Source organism: Aquihabitans sp. G128 (assembly GCF_019048865.1).
GTDB lineage: Bacteria > Actinomycetota > Acidimicrobiia > Acidimicrobiales > Iamiaceae > Aquihabitans.
The window spans coordinates 1,531,448-1,554,496 of the sequence record NZ_CP077604.1; the positions used below are offsets into that span (position 1 = coordinate 1,531,448).

General features: G+C 73.9%; 25 protein-coding genes and 1 pseudogene. 6 read left to right on the forward strand and 20 right to left on the reverse strand.

Features of this window, described 5'->3' with window-relative positions:
- Positions 1-8 precede the first annotated feature (8 nt).
- The 11 genes and pseudogenes from KSP35_RS07245 to rimP form a co-directional block, all read right to left on the reverse strand.
- A pseudogene (locus KSP35_RS07245) lies at positions 9-1,698 on the reverse strand (GMC oxidoreductase).
- A gap of 61 nt (positions 1,699-1,759) precedes the next feature.
- The gene (gene truB / locus KSP35_RS07250) at positions 1,760-2,659 is read right to left on the reverse strand and encodes a tRNA pseudouridine(55) synthase TruB (protein ID WP_217000418.1); all 900 of its coding nucleotides are present in this window, start codon (positions 2,657-2,659) and stop codon (positions 1,760-1,762) included.
- Positions 2,659-3,075 carry a 30S ribosome-binding factor RbfA gene (gene rbfA / locus KSP35_RS07255; RefSeq protein WP_217000420.1) on the reverse strand — a complete coding sequence of 139 codons (417 nt, stop codon included), beginning with the start codon at positions 3,073-3,075 and terminating at the stop codon, positions 2,659-2,661. Before rbfA ends, truB begins: the two co-directional genes overlap by 1 nt.
- On the reverse strand, positions 3,072-3,374 hold the full coding sequence (locus KSP35_RS07260) for a DUF503 domain-containing protein (RefSeq protein ID WP_217000422.1): 303 nt from the start codon (positions 3,372-3,374) through the stop codon (positions 3,072-3,074). The genes rbfA and KSP35_RS07260 overlap by 4 nt, the downstream gene beginning before the upstream one ends.
- A gap of 59 nt (positions 3,375-3,433) precedes the next feature.
- Positions 3,434-3,976 carry a universal stress protein gene (locus KSP35_RS07265; RefSeq protein WP_217000424.1) on the reverse strand — a complete coding sequence of 181 codons (543 nt, stop codon included), beginning with the start codon at positions 3,974-3,976 and terminating at the stop codon, positions 3,434-3,436.
- Positions 3,977-4,027: 51 nt separating this feature from the next.
- Entirely contained in the window at positions 4,028-4,678 is a 651-nt protein-coding gene (locus KSP35_RS07270; RefSeq protein ID WP_217000426.1) for a thymidine kinase, read from the reverse strand.
- 97 nt (positions 4,679-4,775) lie between these two features.
- On the reverse strand, positions 4,776-6,608 hold the full coding sequence (gene infB / locus KSP35_RS07275; protein WP_254127196.1) for a translation initiation factor IF-2: 1,833 nt from the start codon (positions 6,606-6,608) through the stop codon (positions 4,776-4,778).
- Entirely contained in the window at positions 6,509-7,756 is a 1,248-nt protein-coding gene (locus tag KSP35_RS25210) for a translation initiation factor IF-2 N-terminal domain-containing protein (protein ID WP_305853104.1), read from the reverse strand. Before KSP35_RS25210 ends, infB begins: the two co-directional genes overlap by 100 nt.
- 64 nt (positions 7,757-7,820) lie before the next feature.
- On the reverse strand, positions 7,821-8,090 hold the full coding sequence (locus KSP35_RS25665) for a YlxR family protein (protein ID WP_217000428.1): 270 nt from the start codon (positions 8,088-8,090) through the stop codon (positions 7,821-7,823).
- A complete protein-coding gene (nusA, locus tag KSP35_RS07290; RefSeq protein ID WP_217000430.1) occupies positions 8,074-9,414 on the reverse strand; it encodes a transcription termination factor NusA in 1,341 nt (446 codons plus the stop codon). The genes KSP35_RS25665 and nusA overlap by 17 nt, the downstream gene beginning before the upstream one ends.
- Positions 9,411-10,007: a ribosome maturation factor RimP gene (gene rimP, locus KSP35_RS07295; protein WP_217000432.1), complete on the reverse strand. Its 597-nt coding sequence runs from the start codon at positions 10,005-10,007 to the stop codon at positions 9,411-9,413. Before rimP ends, nusA begins: the two co-directional genes overlap by 4 nt.
- A 155-nt stretch (positions 10,008-10,162) precedes the next feature.
- Between rimP and KSP35_RS07300 the strand changes: the two genes are divergently transcribed.
- Positions 10,163-11,149: an SDR family NAD(P)-dependent oxidoreductase gene (locus KSP35_RS07300; RefSeq protein WP_217000434.1), complete on the forward strand. Its 987-nt coding sequence runs from the start codon at positions 10,163-10,165 to the stop codon at positions 11,147-11,149.
- Complete coding sequence (locus KSP35_RS07305) at positions 11,146-11,652, forward strand: pyridoxamine 5'-phosphate oxidase family protein (protein WP_217000435.1); 507 nt, start codon at positions 11,146-11,148, stop codon at positions 11,650-11,652. The genes KSP35_RS07300 and KSP35_RS07305 overlap by 4 nt, the downstream gene beginning before the upstream one ends.
- Positions 11,653-11,666: 14 nt before the next feature.
- Here KSP35_RS07305 and KSP35_RS07310 read toward each other — a convergent pair whose 3' ends face one another.
- The 4 genes from KSP35_RS07310 to proS form a co-directional block, all read right to left on the reverse strand.
- Entirely contained in the window at positions 11,667-11,822 is a 156-nt protein-coding gene (locus KSP35_RS07310) for a hypothetical protein (protein ID WP_217000437.1), read from the reverse strand.
- 225 nt (positions 11,823-12,047) lie between these two features.
- The gene (locus KSP35_RS25670) at positions 12,048-12,428 is read right to left on the reverse strand and encodes a DUF2510 domain-containing protein (protein ID WP_371748788.1); all 381 of its coding nucleotides are present in this window, start codon (positions 12,426-12,428) and stop codon (positions 12,048-12,050) included.
- Positions 12,425-12,880 (reverse strand): hypothetical protein, encoded by a 456-nt coding sequence (locus tag KSP35_RS07315; RefSeq protein WP_217000439.1) that lies wholly within the window; start codon positions 12,878-12,880, stop codon positions 12,425-12,427. The genes KSP35_RS25670 and KSP35_RS07315 overlap by 4 nt, the downstream gene beginning before the upstream one ends.
- Before the next feature lie 295 nt (positions 12,881-13,175).
- Positions 13,176-14,588, reverse strand: a complete 1,413-nt coding sequence (gene proS / locus KSP35_RS07320; RefSeq protein WP_217000441.1) for a proline--tRNA ligase — start codon at positions 14,586-14,588, stop codon at positions 13,176-13,178.
- A 106-nt stretch (positions 14,589-14,694) separates the two neighbouring features.
- Between proS and KSP35_RS07325 the strand changes: the two genes are divergently transcribed.
- Positions 14,695-15,009: a GNAT family N-acetyltransferase gene (locus tag KSP35_RS07325; protein ID WP_217000443.1), complete on the forward strand. Its 315-nt coding sequence runs from the start codon at positions 14,695-14,697 to the stop codon at positions 15,007-15,009.
- Here KSP35_RS07325 and KSP35_RS07330 read toward each other — a convergent pair.
- Together KSP35_RS07330 and KSP35_RS07335 are read right to left on the reverse strand one after the other, a co-directional pair.
- Positions 15,006-15,425 (reverse strand): hypothetical protein, encoded by a 420-nt coding sequence (locus KSP35_RS07330; protein WP_217000445.1) that lies wholly within the window; start codon positions 15,423-15,425, stop codon positions 15,006-15,008. The genes KSP35_RS07325 and KSP35_RS07330 overlap by 4 nt on opposite strands.
- A 38-nt stretch (positions 15,426-15,463) precedes the next feature.
- Positions 15,464-15,688, reverse strand: coding sequence for a DivIVA domain-containing protein (locus KSP35_RS07335; RefSeq protein ID WP_217000447.1), 225 nt, complete (start codon positions 15,686-15,688; stop codon positions 15,464-15,466).
- A gap of 170 nt (positions 15,689-15,858) precedes the next feature.
- Here KSP35_RS07335 and KSP35_RS07340 point away from each other — a divergent pair, with 170 nt between their 5' ends.
- The 3 genes from KSP35_RS07340 (at position 15,859) to KSP35_RS07350 (ending at position 18,561) form a co-directional block, all read left to right on the forward strand.
- The gene (locus KSP35_RS07340) at positions 15,859-17,046 is read left to right on the forward strand and encodes an RtcB family protein (RefSeq protein WP_217000449.1); all 1,188 of its coding nucleotides are present in this window, start codon (positions 15,859-15,861) and stop codon (positions 17,044-17,046) included.
- 79 nt (positions 17,047-17,125) lie between these two features.
- Positions 17,126-17,578 carry a PGPGW domain-containing protein gene (locus KSP35_RS07345; RefSeq protein WP_217000451.1) on the forward strand — a complete coding sequence of 151 codons (453 nt, stop codon included), beginning with the start codon at positions 17,126-17,128 and terminating at the stop codon, positions 17,576-17,578.
- Positions 17,575-18,561: a nitroreductase family protein gene (locus tag KSP35_RS07350; RefSeq protein ID WP_254127028.1), complete on the forward strand. Its 987-nt coding sequence runs from the start codon at positions 17,575-17,577 to the stop codon at positions 18,559-18,561. The genes KSP35_RS07345 and KSP35_RS07350 overlap by 4 nt, the downstream gene beginning before the upstream one ends.
- A gap of 422 nt (positions 18,562-18,983) precedes the next feature.
- Here KSP35_RS07350 and ispG read toward each other — a convergent pair whose 3' ends face one another.
- From ispG to dxr, 3 genes are read right to left on the reverse strand one after another with little or no spacing between them, the layout of a single operon-like run.
- Complete coding sequence (gene ispG, locus KSP35_RS07355) at positions 18,984-20,231, reverse strand: flavodoxin-dependent (E)-4-hydroxy-3-methylbut-2-enyl-diphosphate synthase (RefSeq protein WP_217000453.1); 1,248 nt, start codon at positions 20,229-20,231, stop codon at positions 18,984-18,986.
- Entirely contained in the window at positions 20,228-21,841 is a 1,614-nt protein-coding gene (locus KSP35_RS07360; RefSeq protein ID WP_217000455.1) for a site-2 protease family protein, read from the reverse strand. Before KSP35_RS07360 ends, ispG begins: the two co-directional genes overlap by 4 nt.
- Positions 21,838-23,046 (reverse strand): 1-deoxy-D-xylulose-5-phosphate reductoisomerase, encoded by a 1,209-nt coding sequence (gene dxr, locus KSP35_RS07365; protein ID WP_217000457.1) that lies wholly within the window; start codon positions 23,044-23,046, stop codon positions 21,838-21,840. Before dxr ends, KSP35_RS07360 begins: the two co-directional genes overlap by 4 nt.
- Between the last annotated feature and the right edge of the window lie 3 nt (positions 23,047-23,049).

A 23,049-nucleotide genomic window follows, 5' to 3' on the forward strand; every position in this document is an offset into this window, starting at 1 on the left:
TCGCCCGCTCAGGCCGGTCGCAGGGCGGCCGGCGCGCCGACGGGCACCGCAGGGGTGCGCGGCGGCACGCGGTCGAGGCGCTCGTAGGGGGCGCCGAGCGGCGGTCGAGGGTCGACCTCGCCGTGGTTGGGCCAGAGGCTCATGGCCCGCTCGGTCATGGCGGTGATGGTCAGCGAGGGGTTGACGCCGAGGTTCGCCGACACCGCCGACCCGTCGGCCACCGAGAGGCCCTCGTAGCCGTAGACGCGCTGGTAGGCGTCGATGACGCCGGCCTCGGGGTCGGCGCCGATCGGGCAGCCACCGAGGATGTGGGCGGTGGTGGGCGCGCCGAGCAGGGTCTCGTTCCACGCGCCCCAGGCCTGCCCGCCGAGCAGGTCGGCCACCTCGCGCGCCGCGTCGTTGGCCACCGGCAGGTAGGTGGGGTTGGGCTCGCCGTGGCCGGGCCGGGTGACGAGGGTGCCGAGCCGCGGGTGCCGGCGCAGGGCGATGCTGTTGTCCCGGCTCTGCATCACCAGCAGGATCATCGACCGCTCGGACCAGCGGTGGACCGACAGCGAGCGGAGGAACCGCACGGGGTGGCGCACGATCGCGCCGAGGAACCGGACCTGGCGCGGCACCCGCCCACCGCCGTCGACCAGGACGGTGGTGAGCAGGCCCATGGCGTTGGAGCCCGGCGGGTACCGGCAGGGCTCGATGTGGGTGCTCTCGTCCGGGTGGATCGACGACGTGATGGCCACGCCGCGGGTGAGCTCGGGCCGGACCGTCGGGCCCGACGCCCCCACGATCGCCTCGCTGTTGGTGCGGACGACGTCGCCCAGCCGATCCGAGAGGTTCGGCAGCCGGCCCTGGTCGCGCAGGCGGAGCAGCAGCTTCACGGTGCCGAGCACGCCGGCGGAGAGGACCACCCGCTCCGCGGTGAGCGTCCGGCTGCGGGCGGTGGCGCGGGACCAGGCACCGGGCTTGGCGGTGGTCACCCGCCAGCCGCCGCCGGGCAGCGGCTCGAGGTCGGTGACCTGGGTGTCGGGGTGGACCTCGGCACCCCGCTTCTCGGCCAGGTACAGGTAGTTGCGGTCGAGGGTGTTCTTCGCCCCCACCCGGCAGCCGACCATGCAGCTGCCGCAGTGGGTGCAGCCGACCTTGTCGGGCCCCTCGCCGCCGAAGTACGGGTCCGCCACCCGCTCGCCCGGCTTCCCGAACCAGACCCCGACCGGCGTGCGGTGGTAGGTGTCGGCCACCCCGAGGCGGGTGGCGAGCTGCTGCAGGTAGCCGTCGGCCGGGGTGTCGGCGGGGGTCTCCTCGACCCCGAGCATGCGCCGCGCCTGGTCGTAGTGGGGCGCCAGCTCCGCTCGCCAGTCGGTGATGGCCCCCCCACTGGGGGTCGACGTAGAACGGGTCGAGCGGCTCGTAGAGCGTGTTGGCGTAGACGAGGGACCCGCCACCGACCCCGGCGCCCGAGAGCACGGCGATGTCCTTGAGCGGGGTGATCCGCTGGATGCCCCGCAGGCCGAGCTTGGGCGCCCACAGGAAGCGCCGGAGCTGCCAGCTCGTCTTCGGCAGGGTCGTGGTGTCGAACCGGCGGCCCGCCTCGAGCACCCCCACCCGATAGCCCTTCTCGGTGGCCCGCAGCGCGGTGACGCTGCCCCCGAACCCGGAGCCCACCACCAGGACGTCGTAGTCGAAGCCGGTCATCGCTTGCATCGTTCCATGTCGCACCCGGCCGATGCACGACGCCGCCGGGCCCCCGCTCCGTGGTGGCGGGTCAGGCCGGGATGACGAGCGAGGGCTTGGCGGTACCGGTGCGGAACGGCTCGTACACCGCCAAGAGGGACCCGGAGGGACCGAGGACCGCCCACGGGCCGTCGCCGTCGACGCCGAGCTCGTCGAGGGCCAGCACCTTGCCGACGGCCACGTCGGCGGCCCGGACCTCGTCGACGGCCACCTGGTCGAGGTGGCGCACGGCATCGGTCATGGGCAGGACGCGCTCGGCGTCGACCTGCTCCAGCGGCACGGCGTCGGCGAGGGTGAACGGCCCGACCGAGGTCCGGCGCAGCGTGCGCAGGTGCGCCCCGCCGCCGAGCGCGGTGCCGATGTCGGCGGCGAGCGTCCGGATGTAGGTGCCGGAGGAGCAGCTGACGGCCAGGGTGAACACCAGGTCGTCACCCTCGGGGCCGGGCAGCACCTCCAGCGAGTGCACCGTGACCGGCCGGGGCGGACGCTCGACCTCGATGCCCTGGCGAGCCAGCTCGTGCAGCCGCTTGCCGTCGATCTTGACCGCCGAGACCATCGGCGGGATCTGCTCGATGGGCCCCACGAAGGCCAGCGACGCCGCCCGCACCTGGTCGAGGGTGGTCCCCGCCATGTCGAAGGTGGCCGTGACCTCACCGGCGGCGTCGAGCGTGCTCGTCTCGGTCCCCAGCTGCACCTCGCCCACGTAGGCCTTGCCCAGCGGTGAGAGGAAGCGCAGGAGCTTGGTGGCGCGGCCGACGCCGAGCAGGAGGACCCCCGTGGCGTCGGGGTCGAGCGTGCCGGCGTGGCCGACCTTGCGGGTGCCGAGCAGGCCTCGCGACTTGGCGACGACGTCGTGGCTGGTCCAGCCCGCCGGCTTGTCGACGACGACGAGGCCGTCGGGCCCGGTGTGGGGCCCGCCGCGGCGCCCCATCAGGGGACGTCGACGTCGTCGGCGTAGGGGGTGGGGTCGACCGGCGGCACCGGCGGCTCGTTGCGCAGCCCCTGCAGCACCTCGTCGATGCGCAGCGCGTCCCGGAGGACGCCGTCGGCCTCGAAGCGCAGCTCGGGGGTGCGCTTGAAGGTGGTCTGGCGACCGACTGCGCCCTGCAGGCGCTTGCGGGCGTCGCTGAACGCCTGGGCGATCTCCTCGTCGGCGTCCTCGCCGCGCGAGTGGTCGTAGTACACGACGGCACGGGAGAGGTCGCCGTCGACGACCACCGAGGTCAGGGTCACGAGGTCGAGCCGCTCGTCGTCGATCCGCTCGAGCTCGTCGGCCACGATCTCGCGGACCAACGTGTTCAGCCGGGCGGTGCGGGGGTAGTCCCGGGCCGTCTGCCGCTTCTTCATGAGCCGTCCTCCTCGTCGTCGAGCCATCGACGCCAGGACTCGACGACCTCGACCTCGGGGAACGACCACACGAACCGTTCCACCGCGTCGAGGACCTCGCGGGCCTGGGTCTCGCTGGACGCCACCGTGGCGAAGGCCAGCTCGCTGCGGCGCCACTCGTCCTGGAGGCCGACCTCGCTCACCGCCACCCGGTGCCGGCGCCGGGCGCCTTCGAGGATGGGGGTGATGATCGCCCGCTTGGCCTTCAGGGAGTCGGCGAGCGGAAGGCGGAGGTCGAAGAGCAGGACGCTGGCGAACACGGCTCGACAACCCTACCGATCGGGCCGGCCCGCTCCCCCACCCGTTTCGACTCGGGGCCTCACTGCCCCCGAGGCGGCGAGACGCTGACCGTGCCGTCGTCCCCCACCGCGAGCACCGGGATGCCGTCGGGCGCCGCATCGACCGCCCGCTCCTCGGCGCTCTCGTGCTTGAGGCGGGTGAGGAAGCCCGGCGCATCGAGGCTGGACGGCACCACGACGGCGTCGGCCCCCACCTGGTTGACGGCGTCGGTGAGCGCTTCGTCGCCGGGCAGCGAGTGCTGGAACGCCGTCACCGACACCCCCGCCTCGGCGGCCGAGTCGAGCTGGTCCAGCAGGTATGGCCGGTCGATGGCCGCCACCTCGTCGCGGGTCAGCTCGAAGACGCGCGGCGTGTCGGCGTAGGTGGTGTCCACCCGGTCGAGCAGCACCAGCTTGGCGTCGCCCAGCTTGGCCAGCTCGACCGCGACGTCGCGGGCCCGCCCGTACGCGTCGTCGGTGCCGTCGTCGACCGGCACGAGGATCGTGGACGCCTGCTCCACCACGGCCCGCACGGCCGGGTCGAGCTGGTCGAGGGAGGTGGGGAGGGTGGGGTCGTTGGCCATGGGCGCCGACCTACCCCACCCGATCGGGCGGAAGCCCCGATCGGACCAGGTTCAGCCGACGGCGAACGACGACGCGGTCACCGCGTCGTCGAGCCGGCCCGTCTCGCCGGCCAGCCAGTGGCGGCGGCACAGGAGCTCGTAGGCCACCAGCGCCTCGGACCGGGTGTCGCCGAGCGCCTCGACGTCGCCCAGCACCACCTGGTCGCCGTCGTACACCTGGACGCCGTCGACCAGGCGGGCGTTGTGGGTGGCGCGGGCGCCGCACCAGCACCGGGCCTCGACCTGCAGCTCGCAGCGCTCGTCGGCCACCTCCAGCAGCCGGGCGGTGGCGTCGAACAGCTTGCCGCGGAAGTCGGTGAGCAGCCCCAGGGCGTGGACGTCGGCGCCCAGCTCGTCGACCACGCGGGCCAGCTCGTCGATCTGGTGGGGGGCGTAGAACTGCGCCTCGTCGCACACCAGGTACTGCAGGCCCCCGTGGTGCTCGGCGTACTGCTCGGCCATGGCGAAGAGGTCGAGCTTGGGCCCGACGTCGACGGCGGCCGCCGCCACGCCGAGGCGGCTCGACACCTGGGCGCCCTCGCGGTCGAGGTGGGTGCACAGGAGCCCGCGCAGGCCACGGGAGGAGAGGTTGTGGTGGATCTGCAGGGCGAGGGTGCTCTTGCCCGATCCCATCGTCCCGAACGAGAAGCGCAGCGTCGCCATGGCCGGTCAAACTACACGCCTGTAACCCGACGTGCCCGGGCCGTTCGGCCCGGGCACGTCTGGTGTTCGCGTTCGCTGGGCGCAGGTGCTCCGGGACCTAGGTCCGGGGGATCTCGCGCTCCTCGAAGGTCTCGATGATGTCACCGGCCTTGAGGTCCTGGAAGTCGGTGAGGCCGATGCCGCACTCGAAGCCGGCCTTGACCTCGCGCACGTCGTCCTTGAACCGGCGGAGCGACTGGATGGCGCCCTTCCAGATGATGGTGCCCTCCCGCAGGAAGCGGACCTTGGAGCCACGGGTGATCTCCCCGTTGGTGACCATGCAGCCGGCGATCTTGCCGACCTTGGGCACCGAGAAGATCTCCCGGACCTCGGCGTCACCGGTGACGATCTCCTCGAAGATCGGCGCCAGCATGCCCACCATGGCCGCCTCGATGTCCTCGAGGAGGTGGTAGATGACCTCGTAGGTGCGGATCTCCACCTTCTCGGCCTCGGCGAACTCGCGCACCTGGCGCTCGGGCCGGACGTTGAAGCCGATGATCGTGGCGTTGGAGGCCATGGCCAGCTCGATGTCGCTCTTGAGGATGCCGCCCACGCCGCTGCGGACGAAGGACAGCTTCACCTCGTCGCGCTCGAGCCGCTTCAGCGACTGGCTGACCGCCTCGAGCGAGCCGGTCACGTCGGCCTTGATGATGAGGTTGAGGGTGGCGACCTCTCCAGCCTGGATCTGGCTGAAGATGTCCTCCAGCTTGGCGCCACCGGCGGAGGCCGAGGCCGAGCCGGAGATGTTGGCCAGGCGGTGGTAGTGCTCGCGCTGCTCGCTCACCTTGGCGGCGCTGCGCTCGTCACGGGCCACCACGAAGTCGTCGCCGGCCTCGGCGACGTCGGACAGGCCGAGGACCTGGACGGGCGTGGACGGCCCGGCCGCCTTGACCTGCTCGCCCTGGTCGTTGATCAGCGCCCGGACCCGGCCCCACGCTGCACCGGCGACGAGGGGGTCGCCGACCTTGAGGGTGCCGCGCTGGACGAGGATCGTGGCCACGGGGCCACGACCCGGATCGAGCTTGGCCTCGAGCACGACGCCCTTGGCCCGACCGGTGGGGTTGGCCCGGAGGTCCTCGAGCTCGGCCACCACCAGCAGGTTCTCCAGGAGCTCGTCGATGCCGATCTCCTTGAGGGCGGAGATCATGCAGACGATGGTGTCGCCGCCCCAGGACTCGGGGACGAGGCCCCGCTCGGCGAGCTGGGCCAGCACCTTGTCCGGGTCGGCGTTGTCGCGGTCGATCTTGTTGACCGCGACCACGATCGGCACCTCGGCGGCGCGGGCGTGGTCGATGGCCTCGATGGTCTGGGGCATGACGCCGTCGTCGGCCGCGACCACCAGCACCACGATGTCGGTGGCGTCGGCGCCGCGAGCACGCATGGCGGTGAACGCCTCGTGGCCCGGGGTGTCGATGAAGGTGATGGGACGGCCGTCCTTGACCACCTGGTAGGCGCCGATGTGCTGGGTGATGCCACCGGCCTCGCCGGCGACCACGTTGGCGTTGCGGATGCGGTCGAGCAGCTTGGTCTTGCCGTGGTCGACGTGGCCCATGACGGTGATGACGGGGGCTCGGGTGACCGAGGTCTCCTCGTCCTCGTGGTCGTCGAGCTCGTCGACGCCGAGCACCTTCTGGAGCTCGACCTCCTGCTCCTCACCGGGGTTGACCAGGCGGATCTCGGCGCCGATCTCGGCGACGAACAGCTCGATCATGTCGTCGTTCAGGGACTGGGTGGCCGTGACCATCTCGCCCTGCTGCATGAGGAAGCGGACGACGTCGGCCGCGGTGCGGTTCAGCTTGGGGCCGAGCTCCTGCGGGGTGGACGACCGCTCGATGACGACGACGCCCTCGGGGATCGGCGAGTTCTCCGGCGTGTAGGACGGCATGTCCATGGGCTGGAGCTCTTCGCGGTTGCGACGGCGACGCCCCTTGCGGCGCGGGGGCCGACGACCGGCGGGACCGCCCGGCCGACCACCGGGACCGCCACCGCCACCGGGACCGCCGCCCGGGCCGCCACCGGGGCGGCTCGGGCCGACGCCGGCACCGGGCACGTTGGGACGGGGGCCGGCCATGGGGCGACCGCCGCCACCGCCGGTGCGGGCGGGACCGCCGGGCGCGCCCTGGCGGGCACCGGGCCCGCCGGGGCCGGCGCCACGGGGCGCGGTGCGGCCCCCGAGGCCGGGAGGCGGCGGGATCGGCTTGCCGGTGAGCGAGCGGGGCGGCGGCGGGGGCGGGATCGGCTTGCCCGAGGTGGAGGTGGGGGGGGCGCGCCCGGGGCAGCGGGGGCCGAGGCCTCCGGAGCAGCAGCCGCAGTGGGCGGCGTCGGAGCGGCGGCCGCAGGAGCGGCCGGAGCCGGGGCGGCGGCCGGGGGCTGCGGGGCACGGGCGGCGGGCGCCTGCGGGGCGGCCGTCGGTGCCGGGGCCGGGGGCCGGGGTGCGGGAGCGGCACCGGGCGCCGGGGGCCGGGGTGCGGGCGGCGCCGCAGCCGGCTCGGGGCGCGGGGCCGGGCGGGGCGGCATGGCGGCACCGCTGGAGCGGAGCACGTTGCGAGCCGGGGGCTCGGCCGGCTTGGGGGCCGGCGGCGTGGCGGCCGCAGGAGCGGCCGGCGCGACAGGAGCAGCCGGGGCGGCCGGTGCGTCGGCAGGCTCGGCCTTGGCGGCCGGGGCCACGGGGGCGGCCGGAGCGGCGGGCGCCTCGCTGGCGGGCGCCTCGGCCGCCGGAGCGGCCTCGGTGGGCTTGGGGGCGGCCGCCTTCTTGGCGCCGCCCTTCTTCACGGGCGCCGGCTCTTCGGGCTGGACGTCACGGACCATGCCCTCCCGCTCGGCCTTGCGACGAACACGGTCGGCCTGAGCGTCCTCGATGCTCGACGAGTGCGTCTTGACCCCGATGCCGAGGCCCAGCGACAGGTCGAGGGTCTCCTTGTTCGTGAGGCCGAGCTCTTTCGCGAGCTCGTGGACGCGGATCTTTGGTGCCAACGTGGGTTCGCCAGCCCTTCCTTGTTCGAATGCAGTGCGGCGGGTGCGCCCGGGAGGCCCGGGCACGGCTCTCTAGTCTCGCGCAGCCGGTGTCCCGGGCACGAAGTCGGTTGCGTGGTGGCCGACCACGTCACGGAGTTCGGCGCGCAGGGCGTCGAGCTCCGACGCCGCGACCGGGGCCCGGAAGGCCCGGGCGAAGCCCCCCCTGCCGGGCGGCCCGCTCGAAGCACTCGGTGGACCCCTGGCAGAGCCAGGCACCTCGGCCCGCCAGTGTACGACCGATCTGCAGCGATCGGTCGTCCGAGCGGACGAAACGGGTCAGCTCGGCGGGCGGGCGGACCCGGCGGCACCCGATGCAGGTGCGCCGGGGCCCCGGGCCGGGCTCAGCCGGCCTCGCCATCGGCGGGGGCCTCGGTCGGCTCGGTGTCCTCGCTCGGCGCGGTGGCGGCCTCGACCGCGTCGGCGGCCTCGGCGGCAGGCAGGGCGTCGGACTCGTCGACGATGTCGTCGACCCCGTTGCCGTCGGCGTCGACCGGGGCGTCGAGCTCGACGGCCTCGCCGGTGCCCTCGATCTCGGCTTCGGGGGCCGGAGCGCCGTCCTCGCCCTCGACGGGGTCGCCGGCGGCCCAGGCCTCGGCCGAGACGGCCTCGCCACCCTCGGCGTCGATCCAGACCTGCTCGCCGGTGGCCGGGTCGACCACCCACTCGCCCTGGGCCCACTCGTCGGACTTGTAGGACTCCTCCTCGGCCAGCTGGGTCTCGCTCTTGATGTCGACGCGCCAGCCGGTGAGGCGGGCGGCGAGGCGGGCGTTCTGGCCCTCCTTGCCGATGGCCAGCGACAGCTGGTAGTCGGGCACGATGACCTCGGCGGTGCCGGTGTCCTCGTGGATCCGCACCTCCTTGACCTTGGCCGGCTGGAGGGCCTTGGCCACGAAGTCGGGCAGGTCCTCGGAGAAGGGGACGATGTCGATCTTCTCGCCGCGCAGCTCGTTGACGACCATGCGGACGCGGGCGCCACGGGCGCCGACGCAGGCGCCGACCGGATCGACGTTCTGGTCGTTGGACCAGACGGCGATCTTGGTGCGGTGCCCGGGCTCGCGGGCGCAGGCCTTCAGCTCGACGATGCCGTCGGCGATCTCGGGCACCTCGAGCTCGAACAGGCGCTTGATCAGGCCGGGGTGGGTGCGGCTGACGACGATCTGCGGGCCCTTGGAGGTCTTGCGGACCTCGACGATGTAGGCCTTGAGCCGGGTGTTGGGCTCCGGGCGCTCGTAGGGGACCTGCTCGGCCTGGGGCAGCAGGGCCTCGACCCGGCCGAGGTCGAGCAGGGTGTAGCGGGCATCGGTCTGCTGGATGATGCCGGTGACGATGTCGCCCTCGCGGCCGGCGTACTCCTCGTACTTCATCTCCCGGTCGACCTCGCGCAGGCGCTGCATCATGACCTGCTTGAAGGTCTGCGCAGCGATGCGGCCGAGGGTGCTCTGGTCCGGGGTGACGTCGAGCTCGGGGCCGAACGGCTCGCCGTCGTCGTTGAGCTCCTGCGCGGTGACGCGCATCTCGGCGGTGGCGGGGTCGATGGTGGCCCAGGCGTACTCGTAGGCGCCGGGGAGGCGCTTGTAGGCCGATTCGAGCGCGTCGGCCAGGGCACCCATGAGGGTCTCCGGGCTGATGCCCTTCTCCGAGGCGAGCGTCCGGATTGCTTCGATGCGATCGTCGTTGCTCATGGGTTGGCTGCCTTCTTCTTGGCGGACGGGGAGGTCTTGGGGGCGGCCTTGCCGCCCGGCTTGGGGCCGCCGGGCTTCGGCGCCGGGCCCCACTCGAAGATCGTGCGGGCCCGCTCGATGTCGTGCAGGCCCAGCGTGCGCTCGGCGCCGGGGGCGGCGCCCTCGGGCAGCAGGACGACCTGGTCGTCGGCGACCGAGACGATGGTGGCCTTGAAGCGGCGATCGCCGTCGAGGCCGGCGCGCACCTTGACGCTCACCACCTCGCCCACGGACCGGGCGAAGTGCTCGGGCGTGCGCAGGGGCCGCTCCAGGCCCGGGCTCGACACCTCGAGGGTGAAGGCCGACGGGATGGGGTCGGTGTCGTCGAGCATGCGGGAGACGGCTCGGGTGAACGAGCCGATGGCGCCCATGTCGACGCCGCCCTCGCGGTCGACGGTGATCTTCAGCACGCCGCCGGTGAACTCGATGTCGTAGAGCTCGGCGTCGACGTCTTCGAGCAGGGGGCGCGACGAGGAGACGGATCCGCTCGGCGGTCTCCATGGTGCGCTCCTCTCGGGGGTGGGCGGGGTGGGCGGGGTGGGGGTGGCGGGCAACGGCCCTCGGACAAACAACAGGCGTGGGCTGAGGCCCACGCCCTGCCACCCGTGAAGGTGAACCCGGCAAGCATAGCCGGTGACCCCCCCGGTGGCGAAGGTCACGATCCCCCGCGCCGGTTCCAGCGGCCTCGCGGCCGGGGTAGCAACCGGCCGTGACCGACCACCTGCTCCGCCGTGCCGCCGATGCCGCCCTGGAGGCCACCATCGTCGGCAGCTTCACCCGGATCGGTCCCGCCGTGCGCCGCCCGCTGTGGGGCTGGCAGCCGGTCCCCGCCGACGCCCTCACCGGCCAGGTCGTCGTGGTGACCGGTGCGACCTCGGGGCTGGGCAAGGTGATCGCCACCGACGTCGGGCGGGCCGGCGCCACCGTCGAGGTGGTCGGGCGCAACGAGGACCGCGGCGCAGAGGTGGCGGCCGAGCTGCGGGACCGGGGTGTGGCCGCCACGTTCCGTCGCTGCGACCTGTCGGACCTCGGCGACGTCCGCCGGCTCGCCGAGCAGCTGCGAGCCGACCACGAGCGCATCGCCACCGTGGTCCACAACGCCGGCGCCCTGCTCGACCACCGGGAGGTCACCGACGACGGGCTGGAGGTCACCTGGGCGACCATGGTCGTGGCCCCCCACCTGCTCACCCGCCTGCTGGCCGACCGCCTGGACCGGGCGGTGTGGATGTCGTCGGGCGGCATGTACCTCCAGGACGTCGACCTCGACGACCTCGGGTGGGCGTCGCGGCGGTGGAGCGGCAGCCGGGTGTACGCCCAGGCCAAGCGGGCCCAGCTCGACCTGGTGGCCGAGGCCACCGCCCGCCACGAGGCCCCGTTCCAGGTGGCGCTGCACCCGGGGTGGGCCGACACGCCGGGCGTCGAGGCGGCCCTGCCGGGCTTCCGCACCATCATGGGCCCGCTCCTGCGCGATCCCGAGGCCGGCGCCGACACCGCCGTGTGGCTGACCGCCGCCCACGAGGACCAGCTGGAAGCCGGCGCCTTCTACCTCGACCGCCGGCCGCGGGGCACGGTGCGCTGGCCCGGGACCGGGACCTCCCCCCCGACCGACGGCGGCTGCGCGCCGTGGTCGACCAGCAGGCGGGCCTCGCCTGACCCGGGCGACACCGTCACGCCCTGGGGGATGATCGGGGCATGACGTCTTGGCAGCAGTTCTCCACGGAGGCCCCGGACCTGGCCGAGCGGGCCCGAGCCATCCTCTCCAGCACCACCAACGCCGTGCTCGGCACCATCCGCGCCGACGGCAGCCCCCGGCTGAGCGGCATCGACCCGTTCTTCCTCGGCGGCGAGCTCTGGATCGGGTCCATGCCCGACGCCCGCAAGGGCGCCGACCTGCGACGCGACCCCCGGGTGGCCCTCCACGGGATCCCGTGGGAGTCCCGCAAGGTCCGCGACGGCGCCGAGGACCCGGGCGACGGCGACGTGAAGGTCGCCGGCCGCGCGGTGCTGCTGGCCGACGAGGCCCGCCACGCCGAGGTGATGGCCTGGTTCCGGGACGAGCGGGGCTTCGAGCCGCCCGGCCCGTCGGACCTGTTCGAGATCGACCTCGAGTCCGTCGTGGTGATCTCGGTCGCCGACGACCTCCTCCAGGTGGACCGCTGGGCCGCCACCGACGGCAGGTCCACCGTCCGCCGCAGCTGAGGGGCGCGCCGCGCTCAGGCGGTGGAAGCTCGCTTGGGCCCGAACGTGAGGCCCACGATGGCCACGAGGTAGCCGAGGACCGCCAGCCAGGCACCGGGCTCGGGCGACGCCGGGCCGCGGAACACCCGCAGCACCACGGCGAGGTGGGCCACCGCCCCCACCGCAGCCACCACGGCAACGAGGGCCCGCGGCGCGCCGCGCCCGTGGCCGAGCGCCCCCCGTGGCCACCAGCACCAGCCCGGCCGCCACCGCCAGGAGCAGCAGGTAGCCCCCGAACCGGGCGTAGGCCTTCACCAACTCGTCGGCCGCCGGCAGCCCCGACGGCGCATCGGCGTAGGCGTCGCGGAGCTTCGAGAACGTCGCCCCGCCGTCGGCCCAGTCCAGGGCGAAGAGGCTCAGCAGCACCGGCAGCAGCCCGAGGAACGACAGGGCGATCCCGATGCCCGCGGAGCGGGGCCTGTCGCCCGGAGCCGGCGGGCCCGCCACGCCACCGGGCCCGGTCGGCCCCCACGTCCCCGGAGCGGGCGGAGCCGGCGCCCACCCACCGGCCACGGGGGGGCGGAGGCGGCGGGGCGAGGGGGGCGGGAGGCCGGCGGCGGGGCCGGGGCGTCCGACGAGGGCCCGTCGGGTGCGGCGTACCCGGACGAGGTGCGCGCCAGCGGGTCGGCGGTGGGCTGCCCGTTCGCGCCGAGGACCTGGTCGGTCCAGTCGGCGCCGTCGTGCCAGCGGTCCGAGAAGCGGCCCGTGGGATCGGCGTACCACCCGGCGGCGCTCACGGGGCGGCCGAGTACGAGACGAGGACGATGGTGCCGGCGTCGTCGCCGACGTGGACGTCGAGCTCCCCGACGCCGTCGCCGTCGCTGCCGCCCTTCGGCACGATCTCGTGGCCCTCCCCGCCCTTGCCGCCGGGGCCGCCGAAGGTGGTGGACAGGCGGCCCAGCTGGTAGCCGGCGATCGGGAAGGCGTCCTGGTAGCGGGCCAGCACGGCCTGCCAGGTGGTGCCGGTGAGCTTCCACTCGAGGTTGGCGCCGGCCGTGGTGGGCGGGACCTGGACCCCGCCCGGCGGGGCCAGGGCGGTCGGCGAGAACGCCGCGGCGGTGGTCGCCGACGAGCCCCCGCTGGGGGCGGCGCTGCTGTCGCTGCTCCCCGGGATGGCGCCGCTCGCGCTCGAAGTCGAGGCCGGTCGGCAGCGCGCCGCCGGGCGTGGCGGCCTGGCTCGGCGCGTCACCGCCGTCCCAGACGACCACCCCGGCCAGGGCCACGAGGGTGACCACCAGGACCACGACGGCGCCGGCGAAGGCACCGGAGCGGGGCCCGGCCGGGGCCACCCCCGGCCCGGCCGCCCAAGCCGGGGGCGCCGGCGGTGGCGCCGACCAGGGCGGAGGCGGCGACGGAGGAGGTGGCGCCGCAGCTGGCGCCGCTGGTTCGGCGGGATCGGTGGGATCGGTCATCGACGGGGCCTCGGTGCTGGGGGTGGCGCGGCGGCGACCGGTCCTACCCCCTCCACCGCCCCCGCCAACCGCTCAGTAGCTGCGGGCGACGATGGCGATGTTGCCGGGCTCGTCCTCCGACGTCGGCACGCTGCCGTCGGGGCGCTGGATGCACCGGACGGTGATGGCGTCCTTGGCCAGCTCGGCCTCCCCGGCGACCCCGAGGGTGGCCCACGGGATCTTGGCGAACCCGGTCTGCGCCGCGGCGCGGGCCTCGTCGATGGTGGCCACCTCGGCGGTGTTGGCATCGCGGAACGCCGTCGCCTCGGCCAGCATCGCCGCCTGGATGTCCTCCAGCAGGCCGGGGACGGTGGCGGCCAGGCCGGCGACGGCCGCCTGGTGCTTCTCGCTGGAGTCCCGGCGCACCACGGTGACCTCGCCGTTGGCCAGGTCCCGGGGCCCGACCTCGATGCGCACCGGGACGCCCTTGAGCTCCCAGTCGGTGGCCCGCCGGCCGAAGGAGGTGTCGGTGCGGTCGTCGAGCCGGACGCGCACGCCGGCGGCGCGCAGCTCGTCGGTGAGGGCGCTCGCCGCCTCGACCACCCCGTCGTCGTCACGGATCACCATGACCACGGCCTGCGTGGCAGCCAGCCGCGGCGGCACCCGGAGGCCCTTGTCGTCGCCGTGGACCATGATCAGCCCGCCGATCATGCGCGTCGACGAGCCCCACGAGGTGGTCCACGCCATCTCCTGGGTGCCCTCGACGCTCTGGTACGTGATGTCGAACGCCTTGGCGAAGTTCTGGCCCAGCTCGTGGCTGGTGCCCATCTGGAGCGCCTTGCCGTCGCGCATGATCGCCTCGCAGGCGAGGGTGTTGGTGGCCCCGGCGAAGCGCTCCTGCTTGGTCTTGCGGCCGATGTACACCGGCATGGCCAACACGTTGACCATGAAGTCCTGGTACACGTCGAGGTGGATGCGCAGGGCGTAGGCCCGCGCGTCCTCCTCGGTGGCGTGGGCGGTGTGGCCCTCCTGCCAGAGGAACTCGCTGGTGCGCAGGAAGAGGCGGGTGCGCAGCTCCCAGCGGACCACGTTGGCCCACTGGTTGAGCAGCAGGGGCAGGTCGCGGTGGCTGTTGACCCACTTGGCCATGAACTCGCCGATGACCGTCTCGCTGGTGGGGCGCACCACGATCGGCTCGTCGAGCTCCTTGCCGCCGGCGTGGGTGACCACGGCCAGCTCCGGGCTGAAGCCCTCGACGTGCTCGGCCTCACGGGTGAGGTAGCTCTGGGGGATGAACAGCGGGAAGTAGGCGTTCTCGGCGCCGGCGGCCTTGATGCGGGCGTCGACCTCGGCCTGCATGCGCTCCCAGATCCCGTAGCCGTAGGGCCGGATCACCATGGTGCCGCGGACCGGCCCGTTGTCGGCCAGCTCCGCCTTGGCGAGGACGTCCTGGTACCAGCGGGGGAAGTCGTCCGCCTGGGGGGTGAGCACGGGAGCTTTGGCCATGGGCGGCGATGGTACCGGCACCCCATCCACCGCCCCGAAGCCGTTGCCGGCTCCCGCTGCCCCGGGCTCGGGTGCGACCGGAGCGGGCGACCGCCAGGATGGGACCATGACCACCGAGATCCGCGTGCACGCCGACGACCACGGCGAGGGCCGCTACACGATCCTGGTCGACGGCCAGCCCGCCGGCGAGCTCGACTACCGCACCATCGACGGCCGCCGGGCCTTCACCCACACCGGCATCCGCGACCGCTACGAGGGACAGGGCCTGGCGGGCCAGCTCGCTCGGCGCGTGCTCGACGACGCCCGCGCCGAGGGCCTGCAGATCATCCCCCTCTGCCCCTACGTCGCCGGCTACCTCGAGAAGCACCCGGGCGATCAGGACCTCGTCGACCAGGAGGCGTGGGCGCGGCTGAAGGGCTAGCGCCGCGGCTGGTACGCCGAGAGGGCGGCGAGGTTGGCGCCCCACATGGCGGCGATGGCCGCCAGGCAGACCGACCAGGCCACCCACCGCGGGACCCGCAGCACCGCGAGGGCCCCCGCCCCGAGGCCGACGCCGACGCTGAACAGCCAGGCGACCGGCAGCAGGACCGCGAAGCCCAGGCCGCAGGACTGCTCCGGGGTCAGGCTCGGGTCGTCGCAGTGGTTGACGCCGTCGATGCCCCAGGTGGAGAACCAGCAGGCGAGGGGCACGCTGGCGACCAGGAGCACGAACGCCACCGGCGCCCGGCGCCAGGCTCGGGGCGGTTCGGGCGCACGGGCGCCGACCGGCGGGGCCGGCAGCCGAGCCGGAGGCGGTCCACCGACGGCGGAGGCGGGCGGCGGCGGCAGGTCGGGCACGGGGCCCGTGTACCCCGGACCTGGGCCGGGCAACCGACCTACTCGAGCAGGCGCGACAAGAGGGCGTCGACCTCGTCGGGCCGGTAGCCCCGCCACGCCACGGGCAGCGACGCCGGCACCAGGTGGGCCGGGCTCCGGCCGGCCTCGATCTCGGCGACCGCCGCGTCCAGCAGGTCGTCGACCGGATCGTGGGCGTAGCCCCGGCGCACCGACCGGAAGGTGGTGGCACGCACGTCGTCTGCGGTGATCCGCCGGGAACCCATGGGCGGCAGCCTCGCGCACCTCACGCTCTGCGTCACGCCACCACCCAACGTGAGCGAGGAGCGCTCGCCCTCGGCAAATCGCTGGCTGGTGGCCGAGACCCCGTGCGTACGGTGTCCGGCCGGCCCGGCGCAACGAGGCGCCCGCCGGCAGGCCCGAAGGAGGCCGAACGATGGCACCGCAGAAGATCACCGACCGGCTCTGGTCCTGGGCGTCCGACCTGGACGCCACCACCCGCCAGCAAGCCGAGCGCACCTCCCGGCTCCCGATCCTCGCCGGGCACGTCGCCCTCATGGCCGACGCCCACCTCGGCCTCGGCGCCACCGTCGGGTCGGTCGTGCCGACCGAGGGTGCCATCATCCCGGCCTGCGTCGGGGTCGACATCGGCTGCGGCATGGCGGCGGTGCGCACCGACCTGGTGGCCGCCGACCTGCCCGACGACCTCGGCCCGATGCTGGTCGAGGTCGAGCGGGCCATCCCGGCCGGCATGGGCCGGGGCCACACCGGGCGCCACGCCGACGCCCGCGCCGAGCGCCGGTCCAAGGCGGCTGCCGCCTGGCTGCGGGACCACCGGCCGCGCACCGAGCTCGACCACAAGCGGTCGCGCACGGCGCTCGACCAGCTCGGCACCCTCGGGTCCGGCAACCACTTCGTCGAGGTGTGCCTCGACGGCGACGACACCGTCTGGGTGGTCCTGCACTCCGGATCCCGAGGCATCGGCAACCAGCTGGCCCAGGGCCACATCGCCACGGCCCGCAAGGTGGCCAAGCGGCTGGAGATCGGCCTCGAGGACCCGGACCTGGCCTACCTGCTCGAGGGCTCGCCGGAGTTCGACCACTACGTGGCCGACCTGCTGTGGGCCCAGGACTACGCCGCCCGCAACCGAGAGCTCATGCTCGACGCGCTGCTGGCCGTGGTCTTCGCCCAGGTCGGCAAGGGCCGCAAGCGGGAGCTGGTGAACTGCCACCACAACTACTCGGCCCGTGAGGTCCACGAGGGCCGCGAGGTGTGGGTCACCCGCAAGGGCGCCATCCGCGCCGGCGAGGGCGACCTGGGCATCATCCCCGGGTCCATGGGCACCTCGTCGTTCATCGTCGAGGGCCTCGGCAACCCGGGCTCGTACGAGTCCTGCTCGCATGGCGCCGGCCGGCGGATGTCCCGGACGAAGGCTCGCAAGGAGCTCAGCCCGGAGTCCCTGGCCACCGCCATGGGCGACCGGACCTGGCTGGCGGACCGGGCGGCCAAGCTGGTCGACGAGCACCCGTCGGCCTACAAGGACATCGGTCGGGTCATGCGGGACCAAGCCGACCTCGTGGCCGTGCGCCACGAGCTGCGCCAGGTCCTGAACTACAAGGGCTGACGTGCGGCGCCCGTCTCGCCCCGCCACGGCGGGCGGGACGGGCCCGGGCGGACGGGACGGTCTGCCATGCTGGAGCGCCATGACCCCCGGCGACGGCCCGTCCGACGGCGACCTCGGGGACGGCTCCGTCCCGGCGCCCGTGCCCTCGGCGCCCGCCGCGCCGAGCCGGCGGGAACGCCTGCGCGAGGCCGCCATCCAGGCCGAGTACGCCACCGGGCGCCAGGAGGCCAACGAGGAGCAGGCCCGACGGGGGGTCATCCGCCGCGTGGGCACGATCATCGTCGGCTTCGTGGTCCTCTTCGGCGGCCTCGCCATGATGGTCCTCCCCGGGCCGGGCGTCCTCGGGGTCATCGCCGGCTTGGCGATCCTGGCCCAGGAGCTGGCCTGGGCCGAGCGCCTGCTCGAGTACGTCAAGAAGCGGGCCAAGATCGACGAGCTCAAGGAGCAACCCAGGTGGGTCCAGGCCGTGATGTGGACCATCACGGCCGGGGCCGTCGTCGGCTCGGTCACCTACTTCACGGTCATCCGGTGATCGACGAACCCGCGACGGACGGCGTGCCGGCGCTCCCGGACGGCGTCGAGCCCGTCGACCTGCTGACCGGCCTCTGCACCACCCGGGCCATCCGGCGCTTCACCTCGGAGCCGATCCCCGATGCCGACCTCGCCACGCTGTGCTTCGCCGCCACCCGGGCCCCCACCGGCTCCAACCGCCAGCCGTTCCGCCTGCTCGTCCTCCGCGACGGTGAGCGGGCCACCGCGGCCAAGGCGCTGCTGGGGACGTCGTTCCGCGCCCTCTGGGCCGCCAAGCGCGAGGCCGACGGCTACGACCACGGCACGGGCGCCGACACGTCGTCGCCCAAGGCCCGCCAGGCCGCCACCATGGAGCGCTTCGTCGACCGCTTCGAGGACACCCCCGTGGTGGTGCTGGCCTGCATCCGGCCGTGGCGCGGCACCGACCTCACCGTGGGCGCCAGCGTCTACCCGGCGTGCCAGAACCTCCTGCTCGCCGCCCGCGCCCTCGGCTACGGCGGCGTGCTCACCATGTGGCACGGCGCGGTCGACGCCGAGCTCCACCAGCTGCTGGCCATCCCCGACGACGTCGTCATCGCCGCCACCGTGGCCCTCGGCCGCCCGGAGGGCCACCACGGCACCGTCCGGCGCCGTCCGGTCCAGGAGCTGGTGTTCGACGGCGGCTGGGAGCAGCCGGCCCCCTGGGCCACCGAGCCCCCCCGGCACCCGCCACACGGGTCGTCCGCCCCGCTAGGGCCGGACCGTCTCCAGGCTCAGTTCCCGGCGGCGGAGGTCCCGAAGCCGCAGGTCTGGCGGGCGAAGGCGTCCAGGTGCTGGCCGGCCACCCCGGCCTCCTCCAGCCCGTCCTGGTTCGACAGGGCGAGGCCCAGGTCGACCAGCGACGACGCCTTCCGGGCCAGGTCGGTCGTCGGGGCGGTGAAGTCGCGCAGGGTCTCGATGTCGGCGGCCAGGTCCGGCTCGGCCAGCTCGGCGGCGGCGTCGTAGGCGTCCAGCACGTCGTCGGTGTTCTTGATGTAGGTGGCCTGCACCTCGGACCACGGCGCCTGCTCCTGGAGGGCGGCAGCGGTCTCGCTGTCGTAGTCGCTGATCGCCTTGAGCGGCGTGCAGATGGCGTCGTCGCCTGCTGCGGCCTCGGTGGTGGTGGTCTCCGGTTCCCCGGCCGCGGTGGTGGTGGGCCCGTCGTCGGGGGCGGTGGTGGTGGACGCCTTGGCGGCGGTGGTGCCCGGGTCCTTGGCGGCGTCGCTCCCGGAGCTCCCGGAGCTGCTGCAACCGGCGAGCAGGGCGACGAGGACGAGGGCGCCAGCGGCGCCGGAGCGAAGACGACGGTTCATGGGCGCAGAGCCTGGCACAGCAGGACCCGGGGGCCGCGACATCTCTCGGGCCCTCGGCGCCACCACCCCGTCGGGTCAGCCGTCGGCGAGGTGCTTGCGGATGAGCTCGACGGTCTGCTCCGGCGCGTTGGCGTCGGCCCCCTGCTCGTCGAGCAGCGCCGCCCGATCGGCGTCGGCCTCGGCGGCGGCGGAGGAGTCGGCGTGGGTCAGCGCGCCCTCGATGCCGTCGGAGGCGATGAGGTTGGCCCACTCGACGAGGGACTCGACCATCTCGTCCTCGGGCACGACCTTGACGACCTTGCCCTTCACGAAGAGGTGGCCGCGCTTGCGGCCGGCGGCGATGCCGAGGTCGGCGTCGCGGGCCTCGCCCGGTCCGTTGACGACGCACCCCATGACCGCCACCTGGATCGGGATCTGGAACCCGTCGAGGGCGGCTTGGGCGTCGTTGGCGACCTTGATCACGTCGACCTCGGCGCGCCCGCACGACGGGCAGGCGATGAGGTCGAGGCCCTTGCGCTCGCGCAGGCCCAGGGCCTCGAGCAGCTGGCGCCCGGCCCGGGCCTCCTCGACCGGATCGGCGGTCAGCGAGTAGCGGATGGTGTCGCCGATGCCCTCGGCCAGCAGGGCGGCGATGCCGGCCGTGGCCTTGACCAGGCCGGCGGGCGGCGGCCCCGCCTCGGTGACGCCGAGGTGGAGCGGGTGGTCGGTGGCCTCGGACAGCTGGCGGTAGGCCTCGATCATCAGCGGCACGCTGGAGGCCTTGACCGAGATCTTGATCTGGTCGAAGCCGACCTCTTCGAAGTACGCCATCTCGATCTGGGCCGACTCGACCATGGCCTCGGGCGTCACCCGCCCGCCGTACTTCTGGTACAGCTTCTCGTCCAGCGAACCGCCGTTGACGCCGATGCGGATGGGCACGCCGCGATCCTTGGCCTCACCGGCGATGAGCTTGATGTGCTCCGGACGGCGGATGTTGCCCGGGTTGAGGCGCAGGCAGTGCACCCCGGCGTCGAGGGCGGCCAGCGCCATCCGGTGGTTGTTGTGCACGTCGGCCACGATCGGCACCGGAGACCGGGGCACGATGTGGGCCAGGCCCGCCGCCGCCTCGGCGTCGTTGCAGGTGCAGCGCACGATGTCGGCGCCGGCGCCGGCGAGGGCGTAGATCTGCTGGAGGGTGCCCTCGACGTCGGCGGTCTTGGTGGTGGTCATCGACTGGATGGACACGGGGGCGTCGCCGCCGACCGCCACCGGGTTCGACGGGTGGGCCAGCACGATCTGGCGGGTGGGCCGCCGCGTGGCCAGGGAGGTGGCGCCGTCCTTCATGACGACAGGGGGTTGGCGATGTCGAGGTACAGGCTCGACACGAACAGGAGCCCGAGGCCGAAGACCACCACGTAGGTGAGCGGCAGGAGGCGGGCGACGTCGGTGAAGTACCGCCGCTGCCGGAGCCGCTTCTCCTGGACCTTCTCGTAGACGGCGATGAGCACGTGCCCGCCGTCGAAGGGCAGCAGCGGCACCAGGTTGAACATGCCGATGAAGATGTTGATCAGGGCGAACAGGTTGATGAGGGCCCCGGGATCGGCGCTGCCGACGTCGGAGCCGACCCGGACGAGGCCGTAGATCGACAGCAGCCGGTTCTCCCCCACCGCCGACCCCGATCCGCCCGACCGCAGCTTCGCTGCGGAGGCGTTCGACGTGGGCTCGGTGCCCTTGGCGTCGGTGCGGGCGCTGCCCACCTGGCTGGCGAAGTCGGAGATGCCGCTCGGGGTGAAGAAGCGGCCGAACTGGGTGACCGAGAGCGACGTGATCCGGCCGAAGTCGACCGGTGCCTTCGCCAGCCCTTCGAGGAGGCCCACGCGCTGGGCGGCCGGGTAGTCGACGCCGATGCCGATGTAGCCCTCGGAGCCCTCGAGGATGAGCGAGTCGATCTCCACCCGGGCGGTGCGGTCGGCGTCCGGCGCGCCGCGCTCGTAGGTGACGTCGACGGTCTTGCCCTGCAGGCGCCGGAGGAGGGCCGTGGGGTTGCGCTCGGTGCGCAGCGGCGTGCCGTCGACGGCCAGGACCTGGTCGAAGGGCTCCAGCGCCGAGGCGGCGACCCCGGAGCCGGGCACCACCCGGGCCACGTGCCAGGAGTAGAAGGGCTTGAGCGCGACTTGGGCGGTGCGGCGGGCGCCGTCGCGCTCGTAGACCACCGGGACGGTCTCGCCCTTGCGGGGCGCCGCCACCGATCGCAGGTCGTCGAACGTCGACACGGACCAACCGCCGACGGAGAGGATCTTGTCGCCCTCGCGCAGGCCCGCCGCCTCGGCGCCGGTGCCGGGCGTGACGCTGCCGATGGTCCAGGACTTGGCCTGGACCCGAGGGTCGACGCTGCCGCCCACCTGGCCGGTGACCGACAGGGCGACGAAGATCAGCACCAAGGCGAGCAGGAAGTGCATGGTGGAGCCGGCGACGGCCACCTTCACCCGCTGGGCGAACGTCTTCTGCCGGTACGACCGGGCCTCGTCCTCCGGCGCCACCTCCTCGAGGTTGGTCATGCCGATGATCTTCACGTAGGCGCCGGCCGGGATGCACTTGATCCCGTACTCGGTCTCACCCCGCTTGATCGACCAGATCTTGGGCCCGAAGAAGAGGAAGAACTCGGTGACCTTCATGCCCGCTCGCTTGGCCATGAGGTAGTGGCCGAACTCGTGCAGGGTGATCATCACCACGATCGCGGTGATCACGACGAGCATCCACGGGTTCCAGATGCCCAGCGCCACCAAGGCGGCCAGGAGGGCGGCCAGCCGCAGGCCGGCGTGGGGCACGCCCTCGCCCTCGGGATCGACGCCGACGCCGCGGGTCTCGAGCGCGATCGCCGCCTTGGTCAGGCGACCGTTCGATCGCGGCTCGGGGATGGCCGGCGGCGGGGTGGGCTGCTCGGTGTCGGTCATGCGGTGGGCGTCCTCGTCACGTGCTGGTCGGCCATCACGCTACGGGCTGCGGCTCGCGCTCGGCGGTCGGCCTCGACGACGTCGTCGAAGGTGGTGGCGACGGCGTCGTCGCGGCGGTCGAGCACGGCGGCGCAGATCGCGGCGATGTCGACCCAGCGGATGGCCCCGTCGAGGAAGGCGGCGACCGCCTCCTCGTTGGCGGCGTTCAGCCAGGCCGGGGCCAGGCCGCCGGCTCGACCGGCCTGGTAGGCCAGCGCCAGGCACGGGAAGGCGTCGAGGTCCGGCGCCTCGAAGTCGAGCCGCGCCAGCTCGGTCCAGTCGATGGCCCCGAACGCCGTGCCCAGGCGATCGGGCCAGGCGAGGGCGTAGCCGATGGGCAGCTTCATCGTGGGGTTCGAGAGCTGGGCGATGGTGGAGCCGTCGGTGTAGCTGACCATCGAGTGGACGATCGACTGCGGGTGGACCACCACCTCGATCTGGTCGTAGCCGATGCCCACGCCGGCGTCCCCGGCCGGCGCACCGAAGAGCTCGTGCGCCTCGATGACCTCGAGGCCCTTGTTCATGAGCGTGGAGGAGTCGATGGTGATCTTGGGGCCCATCGACCACGTGGGGTGGGCCAGCGCGTCGTCGATGCCGACCGACGCCAGGTCGTCCTTGCTCCGCCCCCGGAACGGGCCGCCGCTGGCGGTCAGCACCAGGCGGTGCACCCGGGCGGGGCCGGACTCGTCGCGGGAGCGCAGGCACTGGTGGATGGCGCCGTGCTCGCTGTCGACCGGGACCAGCTCGGCCCCCGGCGTGCGCCGGGCCCGTTGCACCACCGGACCGCCGGCGATCAGCGACTCCTTGTTGGCCAGGGCGAGGCGCTTGCCGGCGAGCAGCGTGGCGAGGGTGACCTCCAGCCCGGCGAAGCCGACCACGCCGTTCACGCAGACGTCGGCCTCGGCGCCGAGGCTGGCCAAGCCGGCAGTGCCGGCCCGGACCTCGACCTGGGGCAGCCGGTCGGCGACCTCGGCGGCGGCGGCCTCGTCGGCCACCGCGACCACGCGTGGCCGGACCGCTTCGGCCTGGGCCACCAGCTGGTCGAGGTTGCGTCCCGACGCGCCCAGCGCCACCACCTCGAACCGGTCGGGTTCGGCGGCGATGACCTCGAGCGACTGGGTGCCGATGGAGCCGGTGGACCCGGCGAGCGAGACGGTGGTGGTCACCGG

What these genes read in the sequence shown, in the direction of transcription:
- truB (WP_217000418.1), bottom strand. Translation starts at nt 2,659, where the DNA reads ATGGGGCGCCGCGGCGGGCCCCACACCGGGCCCGACGGCCTCGTCGTC.
- rbfA (WP_217000420.1), bottom strand. Translation starts at nt 3,075, where the DNA reads ATGAAGAAGCGGCAGACGGCCCGGGACTACCCCCGCACCGCCCGGCTG.
- KSP35_RS07265 (WP_217000424.1), bottom strand. Translation starts at nt 3,976, where the DNA reads ATGGCCAACGACCCCACCCTCCCCACCTCCCTCGACCAGCTCGACCCG.
- KSP35_RS07270 (WP_217000426.1), bottom strand. Translation starts at nt 4,678, where the DNA reads ATGGCGACGCTGCGCTTCTCGTTCGGGACGATGGGATCGGGCAAGAGC.
- infB (WP_254127196.1), bottom strand. Translation starts at nt 6,608, where the DNA reads ATGGACATGCCGTCCTACACGCCGGAGAACTCGCCGATCCCCGAGGGC.
- KSP35_RS25665 (WP_217000428.1), bottom strand. Translation starts at nt 8,090, where the DNA reads ATGGCGAGGCCGGCTGAGCCCGGCCCGGGGCCCCGGCGCACCTGCATC.
- nusA (WP_217000430.1), bottom strand. Translation starts at nt 9,414, where the DNA reads ATGAGCAACGACGATCGCATCGAAGCAATCCGGACGCTCGCCTCGGAG.
- KSP35_RS07305 (WP_217000435.1), top strand. Translation starts at nt 11,146, where the DNA reads ATGACGTCTTGGCAGCAGTTCTCCACGGAGGCCCCGGACCTGGCCGAG.
- proS (WP_217000441.1), bottom strand. Translation starts at nt 14,588, where the DNA reads ATGGCCAAAGCTCCCGTGCTCACCCCCCAGGCGGACGACTTCCCCCGC.
- KSP35_RS07325 (WP_217000443.1), top strand. Translation starts at nt 14,695, where the DNA reads ATGACCACCGAGATCCGCGTGCACGCCGACGACCACGGCGAGGGCCGC.
- KSP35_RS07335 (WP_217000447.1), bottom strand. Translation starts at nt 15,688, where the DNA reads ATGGGTTCCCGGCGGATCACCGCAGACGACGTGCGTGCCACCACCTTC.
- KSP35_RS07340 (WP_217000449.1), top strand. Translation starts at nt 15,859, where the DNA reads ATGGCACCGCAGAAGATCACCGACCGGCTCTGGTCCTGGGCGTCCGAC.
- KSP35_RS07345 (WP_217000451.1), top strand. Translation starts at nt 17,126, where the DNA reads ATGACCCCCGGCGACGGCCCGTCCGACGGCGACCTCGGGGACGGCTCC.
- ispG (WP_217000453.1), bottom strand. Translation starts at nt 20,231, where the DNA reads ATGAAGGACGGCGCCACCTCCCTGGCCACGCGGCGGCCCACCCGCCAG.
- KSP35_RS07360 (WP_217000455.1), bottom strand. Translation starts at nt 21,841, where the DNA reads ATGACCGACACCGAGCAGCCCACCCCGCCGCCGGCCATCCCCGAGCCG.